A 21,551-nucleotide genomic window follows, 5' to 3' on the forward strand; every position below is an offset into this window, starting at 1 on the left:
ATTAGATCAACAATCATTATTTTAACCGTTCATAATTTAACAGCACATCTGCAAATCACTTCTCTCTCATCGAGGTTTTAAGAAAAAATTTTCTTTTTATTTTTTCATAAAAACCCCTAATAAATCATTAAATCATAAAAAACAAAAATAAACCCTTATTTATTTTCCCATTTTTTCAATAGGATATTATAAAATAACTATCTCCCCCCATTTATATATTACATAGTACAAACATGAACACATTTATTATGCTGTTATTTTTCAGAAAAAAATTACAATTTAAGCCCAATAAAAAAACAAAAAAATAATGTATGTATATCATCTGATATAACATATGATTAAAATCACAAAGGTAACAAAAAACAAAATAATATTTCAATAATTTATCATTTTGCTAGAGATTTTAAAATTTAAACATTAATTACACCACCATCACTATGCTTTCAATAAAACAAAAAACAATCCGTTAAATATATTAATTTTGTTATCTTCCTTGCAATTTTACTCTGTGGATTTGCATAAAATGACTTACCTAATCATCATAACAACTGAATGAGTTAAAAAACCTTATTTTTATAGGGTGAATAAGAACTAAACTTATTAATATTCATATCAAAAAACCCCAAAATAATACTTTGACATAAGGATAGAATTAATGAGGTTAAGCCAATTATCCGCATTTCTCATAGCAGGATTAACCATATCTACCATGAGTAGTACAGCTCAAGCCGCAGGAAGATTAGTCGTTTATTGCAGTGCAACCAACGCTATGTGTGAAACAGAAACCCGAGCTTTTAGTGAAAAATATAATGTCAAAACGACATTTATTCGTAATGGCACCGGTAGTACATTAGCCAAAATTGAGGCTGAAAAGCGTAACCCACAAGCTGATGTATGGTACGGAGGTACACTAGATCCACATTCTCAAGCGGGAGAAATGGATCTATTACAACCTTATAAATCCTCTAATTTAGATCAGATAATTCCGCAATTTCGAGATCCTGCCAAACGTAAAGGTAACTATACTTCTGCAATATATATGGGCATTCTGGGTTTTGGTGTAAATACAGAACGTCTGAAAGAGAAAAATCTACCTATTCCTACCTGTTGGAAAGATCTAACTAAGCCAGAATATCAAAGCGAAATACAAATAGCTGATCCACAGAGTTCAGGAACAGCCTATACAGCACTGGCTACATTTGACCAATTATGGGGTGAAGAAAATGCTTTTGATTATCTGCATAAATTAAATAGCAATATATCCCAATACACTAAATCTGGTGTTGCGCCCGCACGTAATGCGGCTCGTGGAGAAACCGCCATTGGTATCGGTTTTTTACATGATTACTCATTGGAAGCTGAAAATGGCTCACCGATTAAACTGATTTCTCCATGTGAAGGTACCGGCTATGAAATCGGTGGTGTCAGTATTATAAAAAATGCCAGGAATATGGAAAATGCCAAATTATTTGTTGATTGGGCTCTATCTAAAGAAGCTCAAGAACTAAGCTGGAAAAAAGGTAAGTCCTATCAAATTCTGACCAATAGTACAGCAGAATCTTCACCAATGACATTAAACCCAGCTGAATTAAATCTAATCAATTATGACATGGATAAATATGGAGCCAGTGAAATACGCAAGAGATTAATCAATAAGTGGTTGACTGAAGTGAAGATGGGTAAATAAACCTCCTTTATCACACTGTGATACCTGCTTAAGCTGCGAGCCATAAATATGTGCTCGCCTGTTAATAACACAATTTCAATCTTTTTATCATCATAAACTTTATTGGGGGATTTTTATGTCTCACTCCCTTACCTTGCACAAAAAGCAGGGTCGGGACGCTGTTTTCTGGTGGATTATGCTAGCATGGCTGTCATTTGCCCTGCTGCCATCATGGAGTCTGGATTACGGTCTTCTCGATTCAACAAAAGAAGAAATGTTGGCAGCCTACGGCTGGAATAGTATCAATATTAGTATATTGTGGTTCCTTCTTCCCTCTATATTACTACTACGCCCACGAATCGCTTCTCGTTGTAACAACTCTCATCGACACTACTTTGATGCTGGGTATGCCTTACTATGTATAGTATTTATCATTATTAGTTCTGCGCTATCCGGCCATGGTTTAGGGTATTCAACTATCACTTTGTTTATTTCTCTGGGAGCCGTGATTACTCTTGCTCTTGCTCGTCTGGAATGGCTTGGCGGTGATGGTTTTGTGATTGGCTCATTAGTAGCAGTCACCACACTAATAGGAATATTCATTGTTTATCCCAGTATTGCGATCTTTATTCCGATGTTTATGGACGAATCAGGACACTTCTCTCCATTTACATTTATTTCAATATTGGGGCAATCTCATATCCTACGGATAATTGCCAACTCAGCTCTGCTTTCTATAGCAGTTGGGCTCGGATGCACATTCTTTGGATTAGTATTAGCGATTTACACTACCAGAATTGCCAAACGTTCAGCGATTATTGGTCGAATATTTTCTATTCTACCAATTGTCACGCCACCATTCGTTGTGGGTTTAGGCGTCACACTAATGATGGGGCGATCCGGCTATATTACGGAATTACTGGTTACATGGTTTGGTTTAACTAATACGAACTGGCTATATGGCTTTACTGGGATTTGGATTGCCCAAGTTCTAGCCTTTACCCCAATGGCATTTATGATATTAGATGGTGCTATCAAGACAATTCATCCCTCTTTGGAAGAAGCGTCTTACACTCTTCGGGCCAATCGCTACCAAACTTTCTTTTATGTTTTTATTCCTCTGCTAAAACCTGCGCTTGCTAATGCATTCCTGATTGTTGTCGTTCAGTCACTGGCTGATTTCAGTAATCCATTGGTATTAGGAGGAAGTTTTGATGTTCTGGCTACCCAGATTTATTTCTATATCACAGGTTCTCAGCTTGATTATCAAGCAGCCAGCACACTGGGAGCATCATTATTGGTTTTTTCATTATTCGTTTTCTGTATCCAATATATGTGGATTGGCAAACGTTCTTATGTAACCGTTTCCGGTAAATCATATCGTGGTGACGTACAACCTTTACCAACTTCCCTAATATTGGGAGTTTATATTTTCTTATTGATTTGGGTAACATTTAACATTTTACTGTATGGCAGCATATTCTATGGCAGCTTCACTGTAAATTGGGGGGTGGATTACACGCTGACACTTGATAATTTTATCAACTTATTTGGTCAAGGAATGAGTGATGGTGCATGGCCTTCCTTACTGGATACTCTGCTTTATGCTGGAATCGCGGCGCCTATTACCGCCATTTTAGGTCTATTAATTGCTTACATTGTTGTGCGTCAGGATTTCCATGGTAAAAAAACCATCGAATTCACAACCATGCTCTGTTTTGCTGTTCCTGGTACAGTAGCCGGTGTTTCTTACCTCCTTGCTTTCAACGAACCTCCCTTTTATCTTACTGGCACAGCAATAATTATTATCATTTCAATGACGATGAGAAATGTACCGGTCGGTATTCGTGCTGGTATCGCGGGGCTTGGTCAAATTGATAAATCGCTGGACGAAGCGTCTCTCAGCCTACGAGCTGGTTCATTGAGAACAATATTATATATTCTTCTGCCATTATTGCGCCCCGCCATATTATCCGCACTGATTTATAGTTTTGTCCGTGCAATTACGACAGTAAGTGCCATTGTTTTTCTGGTAACACCAGATACACGTGTAGCAACAGCATATATTTTGAACCGCGTTGAAGATGGAGAATATGGTTTGGCTATCGCTTATGGCTCAATTCTTATTGTTGTAATGCTGGCGATAATTTTCCTATTTGACTATTTTGTTGGCGAAGCTCGTGTTGCACGTTCTAAAGCCAAAAGTGCTCAGTAATTATGGAGTAGCAACATGACACAACAACATTTCGTTGAATTGAAAAATGTAACTAAACGATTTAGCGATAATATCGTTATCGACTCACTCGATTTATCCATCCCCCAAGGACATATGGTTACATTACTTGGACCATCAGGATGCGGAAAAACCACAGTGCTTCGTCTAGTTGCTGGTTTGGAAAAACCTTCTGAAGGCAATATTTACATTGATGGGGAAAACGTCACTGATCGCTCTATCCAACAACGGGATATTTGCATGGTGTTTCAGTCTTATGCTCTTTTCCCACATATGTCCTTAGGAGAAAATATCGGCTATGGGCTGAAAATGCTTGGGCGCTCTAAAGCAGAAATCCGTGAATGTGTCAGGGAAGCGCTGGAATTAGTTGATTTAAGTGGGTTTGAAGATCGTTATGTTGACCAAATTTCAGGAGGTCAGCAACAACGTGTTGCTCTGGCTCGTGCGCTAATCCTCAAACCTAAGGTATTATTGTTCGATGAACCATTAAGTAACCTAGATGCTAATCTGCGCCGTAGTATGCGTGAAAAAATTCGCGAATTGCAGCAACGATTCAACATTACTTCACTTTATGTCACTCACGATCAAAGTGAAGCCTTTGCAGTTTCCGATACTGTATTAGTTATGGACAAAGGCAGAATTATGCAGATGGGATCACCACAAACCCTCTATCGCCAACCTGCCTCACGATTTATGGCTAATTTCATGGGAGATGCTAATATTTTTCCTGCCATATTGGGTACAGATTACATAGAGATTTTCCAGTATCGCTTACCTCGTCCCGCAAATATCATCACAACGAATTCACTCATTACTATAGGTATTCGCCCTGAAGCCATTACCCTTAGATCTCAGGGAGATGAAATCCAGCTTTGTAAAATCAACCATGTAGCATATATGGGCACTCAATATGAAGTCACTGTTGACTGGCATGGGCAGACCTTATTGTTACAAATTAATGCGACACATTTACAGCCCCATATTGGGGAGGAGTATTATCTGGATATTCATCCATTAGGGGTATTTGTTCTAAACAAATAAGAAAAGAACGCTTTTAAAACATGAAACATAGCTCTGATTTTTATATCAGAGCTTTTTAACACCTATATAAATGCCACATAGCACACATTTTAAAAATATATTATTTCTATTGCTTCCAATTGTTTTCCTATAAAAAATAGGAATTCATATCAACAATACATTGATAAAAAAAGAAAATACAACAGTAGCAAAATTAAACACTACCTTATACCCCACCCAACACTCGAATGTTTGCTATATAGCAAAAAATAAAAACATTATGTAACTTCCGTTGCTCTGTATTAGAAGGAGATACTATGTTAACTAAAAAACAAAACGGAAGTCGCTTTTTACGAACCGTAGAGTGGCTAGGAAATGCTTTACCTCATCCTGTTATTCTTTTTATTATCCTTATTGCTATTTTGTTAGTCTCTTCAGCAATCGGACAATATTTTGACATCACAGCTATTGATCCACGCCCTGAAGGGGCAAAAGGCCGAGCGGCAGATGGCGTGATCCATATTGTCAGCTTACTTGATGCGGATGGAATTCGTAAAATTCTCTCTAATTTGGTGACAAACTTTACTAACTTTGCTCCGTTAGGAACAGTGTTAGTTGCCATGCTTGGTGTCGGTATTGCAGAACGTTCAGGTCTGTTGTCTGCTCTGATGAGATTGATCGTGGTGAAAGCGCCGCCCAAATTAACCACGTTAGCCATTGTATTTGCCGGTATTATGTCAAATACAGCCTCCGAACTGGGTTATGTGGTGCTGATTCCACTGGCCGCTATCATCTTCCACTCCCTTGGACGACACCCACTTGCAGGTCTGGCTGCAGCATTTGCCGGCGTATCCGGTGGTTATTCTGCCAATCTATTACTGGGAACGGTTGATCCTCTCCTTTCGGGAATTACACAGCAGGCGGCACAGATCATCGATCCATCCTATACCGTTGGGGCTGAAGCTAACTGGTATTTCATGTTTGCCAGTACCTTCCTGATTTCTATTCTGGGTTATCTTGTAACTGAAAAAATTGTTGAACCCCAATTAGGCCCGTATACAAATAGCCTGAATGAAGATGAAAGTACGTTTAAAAGCTCCGCTGAAATTACCTCTCAGGAAAAGAAAGCGCTCATAGCCGCTTCACTAACTTTTGCTGCTCTCAGTGTTATTTTGGCGCTGAACGTTATACCGGAAAATAGTGTATTACGTAATCAGGAAACTGGATTAATCGGCAATTCACCCTTCCTGAAATCTATTGTCGTCTTTATTTTTATCTTCTTTGCTGTGCCTGGCATTGTTTACGGCTATATGGCCAGAACCATCAAATCCAATAAAGATATAGTCGATGGCATGGCACAGTCCATGAGTAATCTGGGTTTATATCTGGTCATTATTTTCTTCGCCTCCCAATTTGTTGCCTTCTTTGGCTGGACAAATATCGGTCAAATTATTGCAGTAAAAGGGGCGACCTTCCTCAATGATATTAACCTACACGGTGGCCTGTTATTTATCGGTTTCATCCTGATTTGTGCTTTTATTAATCTGATGATTGGATCAGCATCTGCACAATGGGCTGTAACCGCTCCCATATTTGTCCCTATGCTAATGCTGGCTGGTTACGCTCCAGAAACTATTCAGGCAGCTTACCGTATTGGTGATTCTGTCACCAATATCATCACCCCGATGATGAGTTACTTTGGGCTGATTATGGCAATTACCGTAAGATATAAAAAAGATGCCGGGATCGGGACAATGATCACCATGATGCTACCTTATTCCGTCGTATTTATGGTGGGTTGGTCACTGTTCTTCTATCTCTGGGTCTTTGTTCTTGGTTTGCCTGTCGGCCCGGGTTCACCCATTTACTATACGCCCGCGGGTTAATACCGTCAGATTCATTATTGCCCTGCGTACTTACAGGGCAATAATTTCTATATTTTCCCTTTATCAATGAAAACAAAACATTAAATACTCCTCTAAAAGATTATTATCACAAATTGACTAAAACCTGATTGCTATATTATGAATCGAGGTTAGATTGATTTTTATACTAAGGAGGCTGCTATGAATACCTTTTCAAATCCCACCAGCGTTCCTGATAATTACCGTGAAAAAATTCGTCAGATGAAACCAATTCTGTGCGAGCAAATCGGGGATGTGGAAACGCTCTTTTTGCAGGTATGTGACAAGATAGAAAAAGAGTTAGCCGAGGCTAAAAAAGATGAAAAAAATCTCGGCAGTGCCTGGCCTGAACTACACTGGCATGATTTAGCTGAAGGTAAAGTATCAGAAGAAACCATCCAGAAAATCAAGCGCCGTGGTTGTTTAGTCATCAGGCAAAATTTTCCACGCTCTCAGGCAATCGCGTGGGATAGATCAATGCTTGATTATCTTGATATCAATGAATTTGATCGCCTTTATCAAGGGCCCAAAGATAATTACTTCGGCACGCTTAAAACATCCCGTCCGGAAATTTATCCTATTTACTGGTCACGGGCACAGATGCAGGCCAGACAGAGTGAAAGAATGGCGATGGCACAATCTTTCCTGAATCATCTGTGGAAGTTTGAATCAGCCGGAGTGAATTGGTTTAACCCTAACGTCAGTATGATTTATCCCGACCGTATTCGTCACAAGCCTCCGGGCACGAATTCCAAAGGGCTGGGCGCTCATATCGATTCTGGCTCTTTGGAACGCTGGCTGCTACCCGCTTATCAAAACGTATTCAAGAACATTTTTACTAATCGATTCGCAGAATATGATCCTTGGGATGCCGCCTATCGCCCCGATGTGAATGAATTCGATCATAAAACAAGATGTTCTGTTTTCAGAACATTTCAGGGTTGGACTGCATTGTCTGACATATTGACCGGTCAGGGGCTTTTGCATGTTGTCCCTGTTCCCGAAGCAATAGCCTATATCCTGCTGCGCCCACTACTGAATGATGTTCCTGAAGATGAATTGTGTGATGTGGTTCCCGGTAAAGCTCTCCCCATCTCAGAGCAATGGCATCCTCATCTTATTCGGGGATTATGCAGTATTCCGGCATTACAGGCTGGTGACTCAGTCTGGTGGCATTGTGATCTGATTCACTCCGTTGCCCCTGTCGAAAATCAACAGGGCTGGGGAAATGTGATGTATATTCCCGCTGCACCGTTATGTGATAAAAATCTGGCCTATGCTCATCATGTCGCAACCGCACTTGAGGAGGGGATATCTCCGGCAGATTTTGCCCCGGAGCATTATGAAAAAAACTGGAAAAACCGTTTTACTTCCGCAGAACTCAATACTATCGGTCTACAGGGGCTTGGACTGAAAAACAAGGTATTCTGAGATAATATAATACCTAAAGCAGTCTTTCAGCTAATCGGCACGGAATGCCTTTGCTTTTACCAAATTACGGTAAGCTATAGGTGTCAATTCAAAATGTTTCTCAAACACTTTACTGAAATAATGTGGATCTCTGAATCCGACTAACTGTGCAACATTCAATAAATTCAGGTTATTGTCTTTCAACAGCTGTTTTGCTGTTGATAAGCGGTAATTAAGCATGTATTTATGCGGAGAAACACCAATCTGAGCCATGAAGTTACGTGTTAGCGTTCTCTCCGAAACCCCAACATAGTTAGCAATTTCTTTAATGGTGATTGGTGAAGTTATATTTTTCTGAATATAACTCTGAGCTATTGATACCACCTCATCAAATTGTGTATTCCCCCCCATCTGAAAGAAGGGTTCAGACTGAAAGTCAGAGACTTCGTGCATAAAATGTTTCTCAATCACTCTGGCAATTTTCAGACCAAAAAACTGAGAAATAAGGTAAACCAGCAATTCCGTTTGAGAATTAATACTTCTGACACAGTAAATATTATCATTATAAGTAATACCTGCTTTACGATTGACGTTAACATCCGGAAAGCAGCGCATAAATTTGTCATAAAATGACCAATGAGTTGTTGCTGTTTTTCCGTTCAGCAATCCCGCCTGTGCCAGCCAGAATACGCCTGTACCGGTTGCAACAATGACTGCATTATTATCTTTTTGCCGGCGTAGCCATGCGAAAATATCCTCTCTATTTACCATTGCAGGAAATGGATTCCCCCACATCGGAGGCAAAAAAACCAAATCGAAATCAACGGGATCTGAAAATGCATGGTGAGTATGTAACATAATTTGCGATGTCTGGTGATGGTTTTTCTTCACGCTACCCACAACAGATATGCAAAGTGGCTGCTTTTTCTGCGCAGCATGACTTCTCAGGCTACTGGCACTATTCAGCATATCTGATGCAAACGTAATTCCGCTTTGTAATGCTCTGTCATATAAGACAAACGCTATTTTCATACCCACTCTCCAGACATCATATACCCTTCTTAGCTATACCTTACGAAGTTTCGGGATACTGCCAACAAAGCTAAAACTTAAAAAATAACGGGGGTATAATATTTAATATTTAGTTTCAATAGAGCCAAATGGCAATTTTCTCAGTTTTAATGACCAATATATCAGAGTATTAATTTACGCCAATTGCTAAACTGCAAAGAAAACCTTTCGGAGTTCACAATGAGTAAATTACCTGTAATTGTTGGTTTAGGTGGTATCAATGCGGCAGGACGAAGTTCTGGATTCCACGGATATAAACGTGTTGTATCAGATAGCCTTAATGACACAGTAATGAAAAATACATGGAGTGATTTATGCCATCGGATGGGAATTATTAACGATACTGGATCTGTCACAGCCTCTCAGATTGAACAGGCAAAAGATGGCACTCTCATTAGAAAAATCACACTTTTTGATCCGCATAATGTACCGGTTAATAAAATCATTACTCATTCTGATAAAAACTCAGTTCAGCTATTACAGCCAGCTTATACCTCACTCTCTGTATCCAGTGCCGGACAAATACCAGAAGGGTTTGAAATGGGAGATTTATATCATGCCCATCACCACCCACGCGGTTTGCGCCTTACCGTGTATGGTGCATCGGACTTACTTAACTCCATCGGAATTCCATGGTCGGAGATATCTGCATTGGTAGACCCCGATCAAATTTCTGTTTACGCCAGCTGTGCTGTAGGTCAGGTGGATCAGTTTTCATTATCAGGATTAATCGGTAATCGGTTGAATGGGTTGCGGGCCAGCTCCAAAATGTTGCCGCTTTCCTTACCCGATATGCCAGCCGCTTTTATTAACAGCTATATTATCAATAGTATAGGAAGCACATCTGCCAATATCGGTGCCTGTGCCAGTTTTCTGTATAACCTTAAACAGGGTGTTAATGATATCAGGCAGGGTAAGGCCAAAATTTGTTTAGTTGGATGTGCCGAAGCCCCTGTCGTTCCTGAAGTACTGGAAGGGTTCAGTGCTATGGGTGCGATGGCAGAAGACCATCAATTATGTAAATTGGATGGAACCGATACGGTTAACAACCGTCGTGCCTGCCGCCCATTCTCAACGAATGTCGGACTCACCCTTTCTGAGGCATCACAGTTCGTACTGCTGATGAGTGATGAGCTTGCTCTGCAATGTGGCGCTAATATTCTCGGTTCTGTACCTGATGTTTTCGTCAATGCCGATGCGAATAAGAAATCCATCTCTTCCCCAGGAGTGGGTAACTACATTACGATGATGAAAGCAGCTTCCCTGACTAACAGCATTCTGGACGGAAAATTACAGCACTCTTATGTTCAGGCGCATGGCACAGGAACACCACAAAATAGAGTGACTGAAAGCCACATTCTCAATGAAGTTGCGAAAGTCTTTGGACTCAGCCATTGGGATGTTACCGCTATCAAATCATATGTCGGGCACTCTTTCTCTGCCTCTGCCGGTGATCAGTTAGCTAATACACTGGGGGCTTGGCAATATGGCTGGGTACCCGGCATTAAGACAATCGACCATATCGCTGAAGATGTACACGCTTCCAACCTGAATATCTTAATGCAGGACAAGTTTGCGGGTGAACAAGGCCATGATATGCGAGCCACCATTATTAACTCAAAAGGTTTTGGCGGTAATAATGCCAGCGCTGTTATTCTATCCCCACAGCAGACAATGCAAATGCTGACGAAAAAACATGGCAATGCAGCCATCAGCAGTTATCACAGTATTAATCAGCCCGTTAAAGAAATTAGTGAACAGCAGGATCAAGCCATTTGCCGCGGTGAGGAATCTGTGATTTATAATTTCGGTAACTCCGTGATGCAACCTTCAGATATTGAACTCTCACGTCAGGAAGTGAAACTGGCGGGTTTCAAAAAAACTATAAAGCTACCGAATGCCGATGAATTCAGCGAATTTCTGTAAGAGTTCTGAGATTACGCATTCTGGATACTTAGAGTTTGTTTGAAATAATCTGACCGCCATCAAAACAACATTAATGACGGTCAGATACGGCTAATTAAAGCTGCCTGTTTATAACTTCAATCTCCTGCCGCCACTTTTCCTGTAAAGCTGGTTTCTGATGTTTCGATTTTCTGTTCAAATCTTCCTGCAAAAGCCGCTCCAGCTCAATCAAACGTTGCAACAACACTTCTTCATCCCATCCTGATGCTGTTGTTTTTTGTTGTTTACGCTCAATAGATTGTTGTTGAGGTTTGAATGAACTATTCCCGTGTTCAAGCAAAGCATAGATCTCTTCGACATTGTGATATTCGGCTAATTCACCCTTGTTAATCAGCCAAAAACGATTACAGCTTTGTTCAATAAGACTTCTGTCATGGCTGACAATCAAGGCCCCACCTTTGTACTCTTTCAGAGTGTCAACGAGTTCCTCTTTGCCTTCCAAATCAAGATGGTTAGTCGGCTCATCAAGCAGTAACAGATGGTAACGTGCCAACGTCAACCCCACGAATAATAAGCGAGCTCGCTCACCACCACTCAGTGATGCCACCTTCTGTTGATGTCGTTTATATTCAAAACCAGCACTGATAAGTGCCCGTTTACGCTGATCATCAATGGTTGGTGCAAAACGAAGTAGCGCATCGCTCAGTGTGTCATCATCTTGGAGCTGCTCCAGTGATTGATCGTAGTAACCAAGCCGACATTGAGGATGGTAATCCACATTCTGCAATGTCTTTTCCAGATACTCCTGATGCAAGGCTTTTAATAAAGTGGATTTCCCACTTCCGTTATTACCCAGAATCGCTACCCTGTCGCCACTTTTGATCTGTTTTGACAATACATCAAACAGAACAACATCCGTTCCCAAAGGCATGACAGCCATTTGTTCGATGTTCAGCAACCGGTTAGCCGGTAATGAATCTCCCTGTAGAGTCAACCTCCACGGTGTACCCTGTGTCAGCTTGGTTTGCTGCTCAGCAAGGCGCTGCTTACGCACTTGCATTGTCTTCGCCTTACGGGAAAGATCGGGATTGTCATAAACCTTCCCCCATACTGCCAGCCGTTCAGCACTTTGTTCCAGCCTGTCTATCTCTTTTTGCTCGCTGGCATGACGTTGCAGATCAGCCTGATCACGCTCTAGTAGCGCCTGCCTTGCCTGAGAACAAGCCATGCCAAAGTGATGCAGGGTTTTATCCCGCATGATCCAAGTCGTATTCGTCACCTTATCCAACAACGTTTGGTCATGCGATACCACAACAAACGATCCTTTCCACTGAATCAAAAAAGATTCCAGCCATAAAAGGGAGGTTAAATCCAGATGGTTACTCGGCTCATCCAGTAGTAACAAGTCAGGTTGTTGGATCACCGCACGACCAAGCAACAAACGCATATGCTGACCACCACTGAGGTTCCCGATAGGCGTCTGCCAATCCTGTTGGGAAAAACCCAGTTCAGATAACAGAAGTTCAGCCCGCCACATTTCATCAACCTTAATTTTTTCAGCAATGGCTTCGATTAAAGTTGCATCATGCAGAGATAAAGGGAGATGCTGTTCGACATAGGCCAGAACACACTGATTCGCAACCGTCATCTGGCCACCGTAATCTTCCAGATTACCGCTCAGTAATTTCATCAGGGTGCTTTTGCCACAGCCGTTATGACCAATAAGCCCTATCTTGTCACCTTTATTCAGTGTAAATGTCACGTCCTCAAACAAAGAAGACGAAGAAAAAGCAATAGAAAGCGATTGTGCAAATAAATAAGTACTCATAGATAAACTCAAGAATTTTGGGTGTAAAACACCGTTGTCAGGTGCTGACAATAATTCTTCGAGCTTGAGTGAAAATAACCCGAACTATCAATTTACTGCTTTAGAGCAGTAATCAAAATTTTTCGCTCAAACTGAGATTATCGCAGCGTATGCCACAAACTCTTGAGCAAGCCTCTGTCGCCAAATAAGCGAGCGTTAAAGAAACGCTGCACAAACATCAGAAACCTCCTTTTCTTATCAGGGAAAGTAATGATACCTTCTGGTTATTCGGTGAACAAAGAATATAAAGACTCTTCCGGTAAAAGCAAATAAATCAGACTTGAAGTATAAAAAATGCGTTCAGGCTCGCATATGTTTTCTAAACTCAATGCATTAATCATTGAGAAAACCCAGAAAGATCACTTTAGTAATAAAGGAGGCATGTTATGTCAAATTCAGACTGGTTAAGCTTGTTAGAAACCCCCTTCCTGCTAATTGATGAATCACGTTTTATCCGCAATATTGACCGGCTCTATAACCGTATTGAGCATCTTGGCGGTCAAATACGCCCCCACCTGAAAACCCTGCGCTCTCCCGAAACCGCAAAATATCTACTGAAAGACTCGTCATCCCCTGCTACCGTTTCCACACTGGCAGAAGCAGAAGGTTTTGTGAAAGCGGGTTATACCAATATCTTATACGCTGTAGGTATTGCTCCCCATAAACTGGCACGTGTAGCAAACCTTCTTAATCAAGGGGTCAATATTCACATTCTGCTTGATACGCCAGAGCAAGCCTTAGCAGTAGCTGAATATGCAAAAACCAATAATGTGATTTTTTCGGTATTTATTGAAATTGACTGTGACAATCATCGTGGCGGGATTCAGCCGGATAGTGATGAACTCATTAAATTGGCAAAAATGGTTGACGGCAATGGTGCCACTCTGACGGGCCTGCTGACTCATGCAGGAGAATCCTATTCATGCCGAACAGGAGAACAACTCAAGATTGCAGCTAAGGCTGAATGCGATGCCGTTAGGCAAGCCGCCAAACGTATCAGAGAAGCGGGTATTGCCTGCCCGATTTTGAGTGTAGGCTCTACACCAACCACACATTATATCGAAGATTTGACTGGTATTACTGAAGTACGGGCTGGGGTTTTTTCTACCTTTGATCTGGTCATGAAAAACGTGGGAGTCTGTACGTTAGATGATATTGCTATGTCTGTTGTGACAACTGTTATCGGTCGTAATAAAGAAAAAGGCTGGATTCTGATCGATGCCGGATGGATGGCAATGTCCAGAGATCGCGGTACTGCTGAAGGCCCGATAGATTATGGTTATGGGCAGGTTTGCAATCTGGATGGGCACCCTTACCCTGATTTATATGTCTCAATGACGAATCAGGAACATGGGATCATTGTGTTACCTGCCGAATCAAGTATGAAAACAGAAGATTTTCCTGTAGGTACAAGGTTACGGATCCTGCCTAACCATGCCTGTGCAACCGCCTCCATGCACTTACAATATCAGGTTCTGAAGCAAGGTTCGTCTGAACAGGAAACATGGCATCGTATTACTGGCTGGTAATATTAATACGATATGAACTTGAAGAAAGCTATAATCCCAGCCAATCCAAAAATAAATATATTTTCTGAATTACGATAAAAAAACCCCGTAAAAACGGGGTATTAAATACTCTTCTTTATAAAAACGCTCTATGGTATCCCTTAGAACGGAATATCATCATCAAAATCCATTGGTGGCTCATTGCTCTGCGGAGCCGGAGATTGTGCCGGACGAGAGGATTGCGCACCACCGCCACTGAACTGCTGAGATGCCTGTGGCTGTTGTGGCTGGCCCCAGCCGCCTTGTGCCGGAGCATCCTGTGATGCGCCACCACGGCCGCCTAACATCTGCATTGTGCCGCCGATCGGGTTGACCACGACTTCAGTGGTGTAACGATCCTGACCACTTTGATCCTGCCATTTGCGGGTCTGCAAAGCACCTTCGATGTAAACCTGAGAACCTTTACGCAGATATTCACCGGCTACTTCTGCCAGTTTGCCGAACATGACCACACGGTGCCATTCGGTCTTCTCTCTCATCTCACCGGTTTGCTTATCACGCCAGCTCTCGGACGTGGCCAGAGTAATGTTGGCAACTGCACCGCCGTTCGGCATATAGCGAACTTCCGGATCCTGCCCCAAATTACCCACTAAAATAACTTTGTTTACGCCTCTGCTGGCCATTCGGAATACTCCTGATGAAATGATTTTTTGCTAAAAACGGACTTCTGTAATTATAAGCAACGTAGTTTATCATGCGAGGCTTAACTTTAAATAAAAACCGCTTATCTTAATTCTTTGCGAAGCGCATCGTACTTTATTCCCCTTATCTTTCAAGCAACTTCTTGAATTAGATTGGTTACGCTCACTTACTCCAGCCACATTCAGTACCCATTTTGCTTCTCTTGCTATCGTTTATCAGCCTGAAATTCATGGGATATATACCCTAGAGAATTTTTTTAAGCCATTGCCTTGCTCACTTTTAAAAGGTCTATGCAGCAATCGAAATTGCTTGATATACACTTTAATGGTTACGCATAAATCCTGTTAAATACTGTATATCCATTCAGCAAGGTTTGTGCAATAATACCGCGTTTATTAGTTGAGCACGATCAATATAATCTGGGTAATGGTAAATGGATAACATCGAAGTTCGGGGCGCCCGCACCCATAATCTCAAGAATATCAATCTGGTAATTCCCCGTGACAAGCTGATAGTCATCACGGGGTTATCTGGCTCCGGTAAGTCTTCTCTGGCTTTCGATACACTGTACGCAGAAGGCCAGCGTCGCTATGTAGAGTCTCTCTCTGCATATGCCCGCCAGTTTTTATCACTGATGGAAAAACCGGATGTCGACCACATTGAAGGCCTGTCTCCTGCCATTTCCATTGAACAGAAATCAACTTCTCATAACCCGCGTTCAACTGTCGGCACAATTACTGAAATTCACGATTATCTTCGCCTGCTGTTTGCTCGTGTCGGTGAGCCTCGCTGCCCTGAACATGATATTCCACTGGCTGCACAAACAATCAGCCAGATGGTAGATAATGTGCTGACGCTACCGGAAGGGCAACGCCTGATGTTACTCGCTCCTGTGGTTAAAGAACGTAAAGGGGAACATACCAAACTGTTGGATAATCTTGCCGCACAAGGTTATATCCGTGCCCGTATTGATGGTGAAGTGTGTGACCTTTCCGATCCTCCCAAACTGGAATTACAGAAAAAACACACGATTGAAGTTGTCATAGACCGTTTCAAAGTACGCCCTGATCTGGCTCAACGTCTGGCGGAGTCTTTCGAGACAGCACTAGAGCTTTCTGGCGGTACGGCTGTTGTTGCCAATATGGATGATGATAAGGCGGAAGAGCTGATTTTCTCCGCTAATTTCGCCTGCCCAATGTGTGGCTATAGCATGAGCGAACTGGAGCCACGCCTGTTTTCTTTCAACAACCCTGCCGGTGCCTGTTCGACTTGTGATGGTTTAGGTGTCCAGCAATTCTTCGATCCTGAACGTGTTGTGCAGAATGGCGGTATTTCCCTCGCCGGCGGCGCAATCCGTGGATGGGATCGTCGTAATTTTTATTACTTTCAGATGTTGAAATCTCTGGCAGACCATTACAAATTTGATATAGAAACGCCGTTTGATGAATTAAGTGCTTCCATTAAAAAGGCCGTTTTATATGGCTCAGGCAAAGAAACCATCGAGTTCAGATATACCAATGATCGTGGCGATATCACTGTCCGCAAACACCCGTTTGAAGGTGTTCTGCACAATATGGAGCGCCGCTATAAAGAGACCGAATCTTCTGCTGTACGGGAAGAACTCGCCAAATATATCAGTAATCGCTCCTGTATTTCGTGTGAAGGCACTCGGCTACGCAAAGAAGCGCGTTTTGTCTTTATTGAGAATACGACCTTGCCACAGATCTCTGATTTCAGCATCGGTCATGCGATGACGTTTTTCCAGAACATAAAATTAAGTGGCCAGCGCGCAAAGATTGCCGAGAAAGTACTGAAAGAGATCGGTGATCGCCTGAAATTTTTGGTCAATGTTGGTCTGAATTATCTGACTCTTTCCCGCTCAGCTGAAACTCTTTCCGGTGGCGAAGCTCAGCGTATCCGTCTGGCAAGCCAGATTGGTGCGGGTCTGGTTGGTGTGATGTATGTGCTGGATGAGCCTTCGATTGGTCTCCACCAGCGTGATAACGAGCGCTTACTGGAGACGTTGCTGCATCTGCGCAATCTGGGGAATACCGTTATTGTCGTTGAGCATGATGAAGATGCCATCCGTGCCGCCGATCATATTATTGATATCGGGCCGGGAGCAGGTGTACATGGTGGCGAAGTTGTTGCTGAAGGCTCTATCGAGAACATTATGGCAAGTAAGGCTTCACTCACAGGAAAATTCCTGAGTGGTGAGCGTAAGATTGCCATCCCGGAACAGCGTATCGCCGCTGACCCTGACAAAATGCTGAAATTGATTGGTGCAAAAGGCAATAATCTGAAAAAAGTGACATTAAACCTGCCTGTTGGCTTGTTTACATGTGTCACTGGGGTTTCAGGTTCAGGTAAATCGACATTGATCAACGATACGCTATTCCCAATCGCACAGCGTCAGTTAAACGGTGCAACTAATATCAATCCAGCTCCTTATGTGGATATTCAGGGTCTGGAACATTTTGACAAAGTTATTGATATTGACCAAAGCCCTATCGGCAGAACCCCCCGTTCAAATCCCGCCACTTATACCGGGGTGTTTACCCCAGTAAGAGAATTGTTTGCCGGTGTGCCTGAATCCCGTACTCGTGGTTATACGCCGGGGCGTTTTAGTTTCAATGTCAAAGGTGGGCGCTGTGAGGCCTGTCAGGGTGATGGTGTCATTAAAGTTGAAATGCATTTCCTGCCTGATATTTATGTACCTTGTGATCAGTGTAAAGGGAAGCGCTATAACCGTGAAACACTGGAGATTAAGTACAAGGGCAAGAATATCAATGAAGTTCTGAATATGACTATCGAAGAAGCACGCGAGTTTTTCGATGCAGTCCCGGCCCTTGCCCGTAAGCTACAAACACTGATAGATGTCGGTCTCTCCTATATTCGGCTTGGGCAATCTGCCACAACCCTGTCAGGCGGTGAAGCCCAACGGGTTAAATTAGCCCGCGAATTATCCAAACGGGGTACAGGCCAGACACTCTATATTCTTGATGAACCAACAACCGGGTTACATTTTGCCGATATTCAACAGTTACTGGCTGTCCTGCATCAATTGCGGGATCAGGGAAATACTATTGTTGTTATCGAACATAATCTGGATGTGATTAAAACTTCGGACTGGATTGTCGACCTTGGCCCGGAAGGCGGCAGTGGTGGTGGTGAAATATTAGTCGCAGGAACTCCAGAAGAAGTCGCGAAGTGTAAAAACTCCCATACTGCACGTTTCCTGAAAGGAATACTTAATACAAATTAATGTTATACTCAGGATAACAATCAATAAAAACCTCTCCTCTGTGGGAGGTTTTTTTTAAGTTAATATTTTCTAATATCTTAGATACCTTCATCTATGTATTTAGAATAATAATAAACTTAATTATATCAGTGAACTATTCTTACATTTACCTCATCATTGCATTTAACAGATATGAGTAATCATATTAGATGTGCAATTATTCCATAATGATATAACATATTCTATGAACTTATAATGGAGATTAAATATGTATATGTTTTTACCATTTTTGATTGCGCTAGTTATTATTATCACTGTCGTAGCTGGCAAGAAAAAACTCACTTATGCACTTTGGTTTGCCTTATTAATCATCACGGTATTTTGGTTTAAATATCATGCTACTGATGCACTGAATCTTTCTTTTTAACCGGAGGCCGTAATGAGTAATTCTATGTCCGCATCTCGCAACCTCAACCCAGCCATTACCTTGAATATTCTTGGTTTGTTTGGTATCTCTGTCATCTTAATTGTCGCTTTTTATTATCAGCTGGCACGTTTTGAACTTCCTTGCCCATTATGTCTGTTACAACGCGCAGGCATCATTATGATCGGCTTTGGCTTTCTATTTAATATTTATTTCGGTGTCAAAAACGCTCACTACAGCTTCTCTTTAATAGGCTGTATCGTCACTGGCTTTGTTGCCATGCGTCAGGTTTCTTTGCATATCCTGCCGGGAGATACAGGGTATGGTTCCACTTTCCTGGGGTTACACTTCTATACTTGGGCAGCGGTGATGTCCATTATTACTATTATCGCTATTGCTATCATTATGCCTTTGAAAGCCGGCAATCATGATCCGGTAAAATCTTCTCCGCATATACTCGGCAAACTTGCTATGGGGTTATTCGCTATTTTAATCGCCGCGAATCTGGTTTCTACCATTCTGGAATGCGGTAGCGGGCAATGTGATGATAATCCGACATTTTATCAGTTATTACAGAAGTAACCATTTGTTATCGTTATAAAAAAACAGAAAAAAGAAGGCTGATACACTTAGCCTTCTCCTATTCTACCAAAGGGAACTCAGCAACAACTTATCCCGATATTAATAATCCATTGATAAAATAACAAACTTCATGTGCTTCTTCAGGAGTAGGCACTTCCAGCTTAGAAAGCATTCTGTCCATCACTTTATCCGGCACGACATATTGGCGATGGTTATTTTGCTGCCGCCACTGTTTATGCCCCTGTTCGATATAAACAATCTTAACTCGCGCGTTGTAACTGACAAATAACTTGATAAGCTGCTGACGTATTTGCGCTGTTAGGTTAGTCGCATTCCAGATGAAGCTCTGCTGGTCACGTAATTTTTCTCTGGCCTGTTTTTTCGCCTGTTGCACAACCCAACCAGTGGCATTTTTATCTTCCGGGCTTATTTGGTGCTGACGACGAATGGCATCCAGACTAATGACAGCGCTGTCTGGATAATATTGCCGGATAAAATGATCCTTTCCCATACCCGGCAAGCCACACAATAGAATGACCTGACTACCATAATTATCGTAAGGCTGATAATCCGGCTGTTCACTTTCTGTAGAGAAATAATGAAAACGGGCTTCTGACGAAGGAAATTGCCGTGCATTACGCCAACAATTCTGTTCACGACAATAAAGCTCAAACAGTTCTATACGTTCCAACAGCTCCTGTGCATCATGACATTCCCGCCCTAAAACATCCGCTTTTGCCAATAAAGCTAATAAATAGGTATCAACACGCAGTGACGCTGCCAACAGGGCTTTTTGTGGCTCAGGCTTCTCCATCAGCCATAATGGCAAGCCATGGAAACGAACCAAAGCAGCAACTTGTTCACGTATCGTAAATGGTGTCGCTACTTGCTGAAACAAAACCTGCCTGACCGTTAATTCACCTTTACGGGCATGGCCGGGGGAAATAATTCGCCCATCTAAATCTATCCGTGTCGTACTTCGCTTTTCCACATCATGCAATAAAGCCGATGCCCAAAGAATTTCCTGCTCTTCTTTCTCCAAAGCCTGATATTCGGGCAGTTGCACCAGTGCAGACAATACCATTTGTGTATGCGTGGCAACATCACCTTCGGCATGATGAGTAGGATCTTGCTGAACTCCACTCATATCCGCGATAAAAGAAAATGTGTCAGATAAAGCATTCCACGCTTTATTTTCACTGAATGACCAGTTCATTATCTCTCTCCATTCATATATTCAAAGTAGAGAGGTGCCCGTTGCCAGTGTCGCTTCCAGTGAATATCGGTTTTCACATGATTTTTACGTACATATTTAAAGACATTTCGTGAAAAATCAGTAACGGAATATTCACCTGCATTACGGCTGACGATCCCTTCCATTGAGCAAGGCTGTTTTGTTTTTGTATCCCATGAAGAGAAATAACTTTCTTGTTTTGCTGTTTGAATAATATTGCCAATAAATGCAGGTTCATTCCGTGTTTCAGGAATAACAATTTCCGGGATAGTGGGAAAATCAAATAAATCAGCGTAAAACTTTACTTCTTCCCAACTCAGCCACATATCTTTTATACGCACAGCAAAAACAAAGAAGTACTCTTCGAGATGCCGGTATTCAATAGAATGGATCGCATACAGGTTCTCGCCAAAAATCTCGATATTACCGAGATCGCCCTTCATTAATTGCCAGCGCTGACGGATTTGTTGTGTCCATGCTGATTGCGTTGGTGCAGCATGAGAACGAGCAAAAACACCGTGCTGATTCAGACAGTTATTTTCGCCATCTAACTTTTCGGTGTGAATAAGATGCGTGATGTTTTGTACATTCTGCCACCAGTCATGATTAATACGATCATCACTGGTTGTACCCGGAGAAAACGGATAATGAAACGTTCTACCATATTTTCTTGATTGCATATCCATAATGCTTTAGCTCTTTTAAATTATCCCAATAAAAGCAAGCACGCTTTTACAGATTAATATTTATCTCAATCTTTATTGAAAGAGTTCAAGAGTTA

General features: G+C 41.9%; 15 protein-coding genes. 10 read left to right on the forward strand and 5 right to left on the reverse strand.

Annotated elements, in window-relative coordinates; translation table 11 throughout:
- Nucleotides 1–655: 655 nt before the first annotated feature.
- From AAC855_RS10730 to AAC855_RS10750, 5 genes are all read left to right on the forward strand, one after another.
- Nucleotides 656–1,687, forward strand: a complete 1,032-nt coding sequence (locus AAC855_RS10730) for an ABC transporter substrate-binding protein (protein WP_340609554.1) — start codon at nucleotides 656–658, stop codon at nucleotides 1,685–1,687.
- Nucleotides 1,688–1,802: 115 nt separating this feature from the next.
- Complete coding sequence (locus AAC855_RS10735) at nucleotides 1,803–3,881, forward strand: ABC transporter permease (RefSeq protein ID WP_340609555.1); 2,079 nt, start codon at nucleotides 1,803–1,805, stop codon at nucleotides 3,879–3,881.
- A gap of 15 nt (nucleotides 3,882–3,896) precedes the next feature.
- Nucleotides 3,897–4,940: a ferric ABC transporter ATP-binding protein gene (fbpC, locus tag AAC855_RS10740; RefSeq protein WP_340609556.1), complete on the forward strand. Its 1,044-nt coding sequence runs from the start codon at nucleotides 3,897–3,899 to the stop codon at nucleotides 4,938–4,940.
- 296 nt (nucleotides 4,941–5,236) lie between these two features.
- Entirely contained in the window at nucleotides 5,237–6,805 is a 1,569-nt protein-coding gene (locus AAC855_RS10745) for an AbgT family transporter (protein ID WP_340609557.1), read from the forward strand.
- 180 nt (nucleotides 6,806–6,985) lie between these two features.
- Nucleotides 6,986–8,254, forward strand: a complete 1,269-nt coding sequence (locus AAC855_RS10750) for a YbiU family protein (RefSeq protein WP_340609558.1) — start codon at nucleotides 6,986–6,988, stop codon at nucleotides 8,252–8,254.
- A gap of 30 nt (nucleotides 8,255–8,284) precedes the next feature.
- Here AAC855_RS10750 and AAC855_RS10755 read toward each other — a convergent pair whose 3' ends face one another.
- Entirely contained in the window at nucleotides 8,285–9,265 is a 981-nt protein-coding gene (locus AAC855_RS10755; protein WP_340609559.1) for a GlxA family transcriptional regulator, read from the reverse strand.
- A gap of 219 nt (nucleotides 9,266–9,484) precedes the next feature.
- Here AAC855_RS10755 and AAC855_RS10760 point away from each other — a divergent pair, with 219 nt between their 5' ends.
- Nucleotides 9,485–11,230: a beta-ketoacyl synthase gene (locus AAC855_RS10760; protein ID WP_340609560.1), complete on the forward strand. Its 1,746-nt coding sequence runs from the start codon at nucleotides 9,485–9,487 to the stop codon at nucleotides 11,228–11,230.
- Nucleotides 11,231–11,324: 94 nt separating this feature from the next.
- Here AAC855_RS10760 and AAC855_RS10765 read toward each other — a convergent pair whose 3' ends face one another.
- The gene (locus tag AAC855_RS10765; protein ID WP_340609561.1) at nucleotides 11,325–13,037 is read right to left on the reverse strand and encodes an ABC-F family ATP-binding cassette domain-containing protein; all 1,713 of its coding nucleotides are present in this window, start codon (nucleotides 13,035–13,037) and stop codon (nucleotides 11,325–11,327) included.
- 425 nt (nucleotides 13,038–13,462) lie between these two features.
- Here AAC855_RS10765 and AAC855_RS10770 point away from each other — a divergent pair, with 425 nt between their 5' ends.
- Complete coding sequence (locus AAC855_RS10770) at nucleotides 13,463–14,605, forward strand: DSD1 family PLP-dependent enzyme (protein WP_340609562.1); 1,143 nt, start codon at nucleotides 13,463–13,465, stop codon at nucleotides 14,603–14,605.
- 140 nt (nucleotides 14,606–14,745) lie between these two features.
- Here AAC855_RS10770 and ssb1 read toward each other — a convergent pair whose 3' ends face one another.
- The gene (gene ssb1 / locus AAC855_RS10775; RefSeq protein WP_340609563.1) at nucleotides 14,746–15,267 is read right to left on the reverse strand and encodes a single-stranded DNA-binding protein SSB1; all 522 of its coding nucleotides are present in this window, start codon (nucleotides 15,265–15,267) and stop codon (nucleotides 14,746–14,748) included.
- 452 nt (nucleotides 15,268–15,719) lie between these two features.
- Here ssb1 and uvrA point away from each other — a divergent pair, with 452 nt between their 5' ends.
- From uvrA to AAC855_RS10790, 3 genes are all read left to right on the forward strand, one after another.
- Entirely contained in the window at nucleotides 15,720–18,551 is a 2,832-nt protein-coding gene (gene uvrA / locus AAC855_RS10780) for an excinuclease ABC subunit UvrA (protein WP_340609565.1), read from the forward strand.
- A gap of 247 nt (nucleotides 18,552–18,798) precedes the next feature.
- Nucleotides 18,799–18,957 (forward strand): DUF5993 family protein, encoded by a 159-nt coding sequence (locus AAC855_RS10785; RefSeq protein ID WP_169926676.1) that lies wholly within the window; start codon nucleotides 18,799–18,801, stop codon nucleotides 18,955–18,957.
- Between the two features lie 12 nt (nucleotides 18,958–18,969).
- Nucleotides 18,970–19,536 (forward strand): disulfide bond formation protein B, encoded by a 567-nt coding sequence (locus tag AAC855_RS10790; protein WP_340609566.1) that lies wholly within the window; start codon nucleotides 18,970–18,972, stop codon nucleotides 19,534–19,536.
- Nucleotides 19,537–19,624: 88 nt separating this feature from the next.
- Here AAC855_RS10790 and AAC855_RS10795 read toward each other — a convergent pair whose 3' ends face one another.
- Together AAC855_RS10795 and AAC855_RS10800 are read right to left on the reverse strand one after the other, a co-directional pair.
- Entirely contained in the window at nucleotides 19,625–20,752 is a 1,128-nt protein-coding gene (locus AAC855_RS10795) for an AAA family ATPase (RefSeq protein WP_340609567.1), read from the reverse strand.
- A complete protein-coding gene (locus tag AAC855_RS10800; protein WP_340609569.1) occupies nucleotides 20,752–21,456 on the reverse strand; it encodes an RNA ligase family protein in 705 nt (234 codons plus the stop codon). The genes AAC855_RS10795 and AAC855_RS10800 overlap by 1 nt, the downstream gene beginning before the upstream one ends.
- Nucleotides 21,457–21,551: the final 95 nt, after the last annotated feature.

The sequence above is a fragment of the Xenorhabdus bharatensis genome, from assembly GCF_037996705.1.
In the GTDB taxonomy this organism is placed as follows: domain Bacteria; phylum Pseudomonadota; class Gammaproteobacteria; order Enterobacterales; family Enterobacteriaceae; genus Xenorhabdus; species Xenorhabdus bharatensis.

What these genes read in the sequence shown, in the direction of transcription:
- AAC855_RS10730 (WP_340609554.1), top strand. Translation starts at nt 656, where the DNA reads ATGAGGTTAAGCCAATTATCCGCATTTCTCATAGCAGGATTAACCATA.
- AAC855_RS10735 (WP_340609555.1), top strand. Translation starts at nt 1,803, where the DNA reads ATGTCTCACTCCCTTACCTTGCACAAAAAGCAGGGTCGGGACGCTGTT.
- fbpC (WP_340609556.1), top strand. Translation starts at nt 3,897, where the DNA reads ATGACACAACAACATTTCGTTGAATTGAAAAATGTAACTAAACGATTT.
- AAC855_RS10745 (WP_340609557.1), top strand. Translation starts at nt 5,237, where the DNA reads ATGTTAACTAAAAAACAAAACGGAAGTCGCTTTTTACGAACCGTAGAG.
- AAC855_RS10750 (WP_340609558.1), top strand. Translation starts at nt 6,986, where the DNA reads ATGAATACCTTTTCAAATCCCACCAGCGTTCCTGATAATTACCGTGAA.
- AAC855_RS10755 (WP_340609559.1), bottom strand. Translation starts at nt 9,265, where the DNA reads ATGAAAATAGCGTTTGTCTTATATGACAGAGCATTACAAAGCGGAATT.
- AAC855_RS10760 (WP_340609560.1), top strand. Translation starts at nt 9,485, where the DNA reads ATGAGTAAATTACCTGTAATTGTTGGTTTAGGTGGTATCAATGCGGCA.
- AAC855_RS10765 (WP_340609561.1), bottom strand. Translation starts at nt 13,037, where the DNA reads ATGAGTACTTATTTATTTGCACAATCGCTTTCTATTGCTTTTTCTTCG.
- AAC855_RS10770 (WP_340609562.1), top strand. Translation starts at nt 13,463, where the DNA reads ATGTCAAATTCAGACTGGTTAAGCTTGTTAGAAACCCCCTTCCTGCTA.
- ssb1 (WP_340609563.1), bottom strand. Translation starts at nt 15,267, where the DNA reads ATGGCCAGCAGAGGCGTAAACAAAGTTATTTTAGTGGGTAATTTGGGG.
- uvrA (WP_340609565.1), top strand. Translation starts at nt 15,720, where the DNA reads ATGGATAACATCGAAGTTCGGGGCGCCCGCACCCATAATCTCAAGAAT.
- AAC855_RS10785 (WP_169926676.1), top strand. Translation starts at nt 18,799, where the DNA reads ATGTATATGTTTTTACCATTTTTGATTGCGCTAGTTATTATTATCACT.
- AAC855_RS10790 (WP_340609566.1), top strand. Translation starts at nt 18,970, where the DNA reads ATGAGTAATTCTATGTCCGCATCTCGCAACCTCAACCCAGCCATTACC.
- AAC855_RS10795 (WP_340609567.1), bottom strand. Translation starts at nt 20,752, where the DNA reads ATGAACTGGTCATTCAGTGAAAATAAAGCGTGGAATGCTTTATCTGAC.
- AAC855_RS10800 (WP_340609569.1), bottom strand. Translation starts at nt 21,456, where the DNA reads ATGGATATGCAATCAAGAAAATATGGTAGAACGTTTCATTATCCGTTT.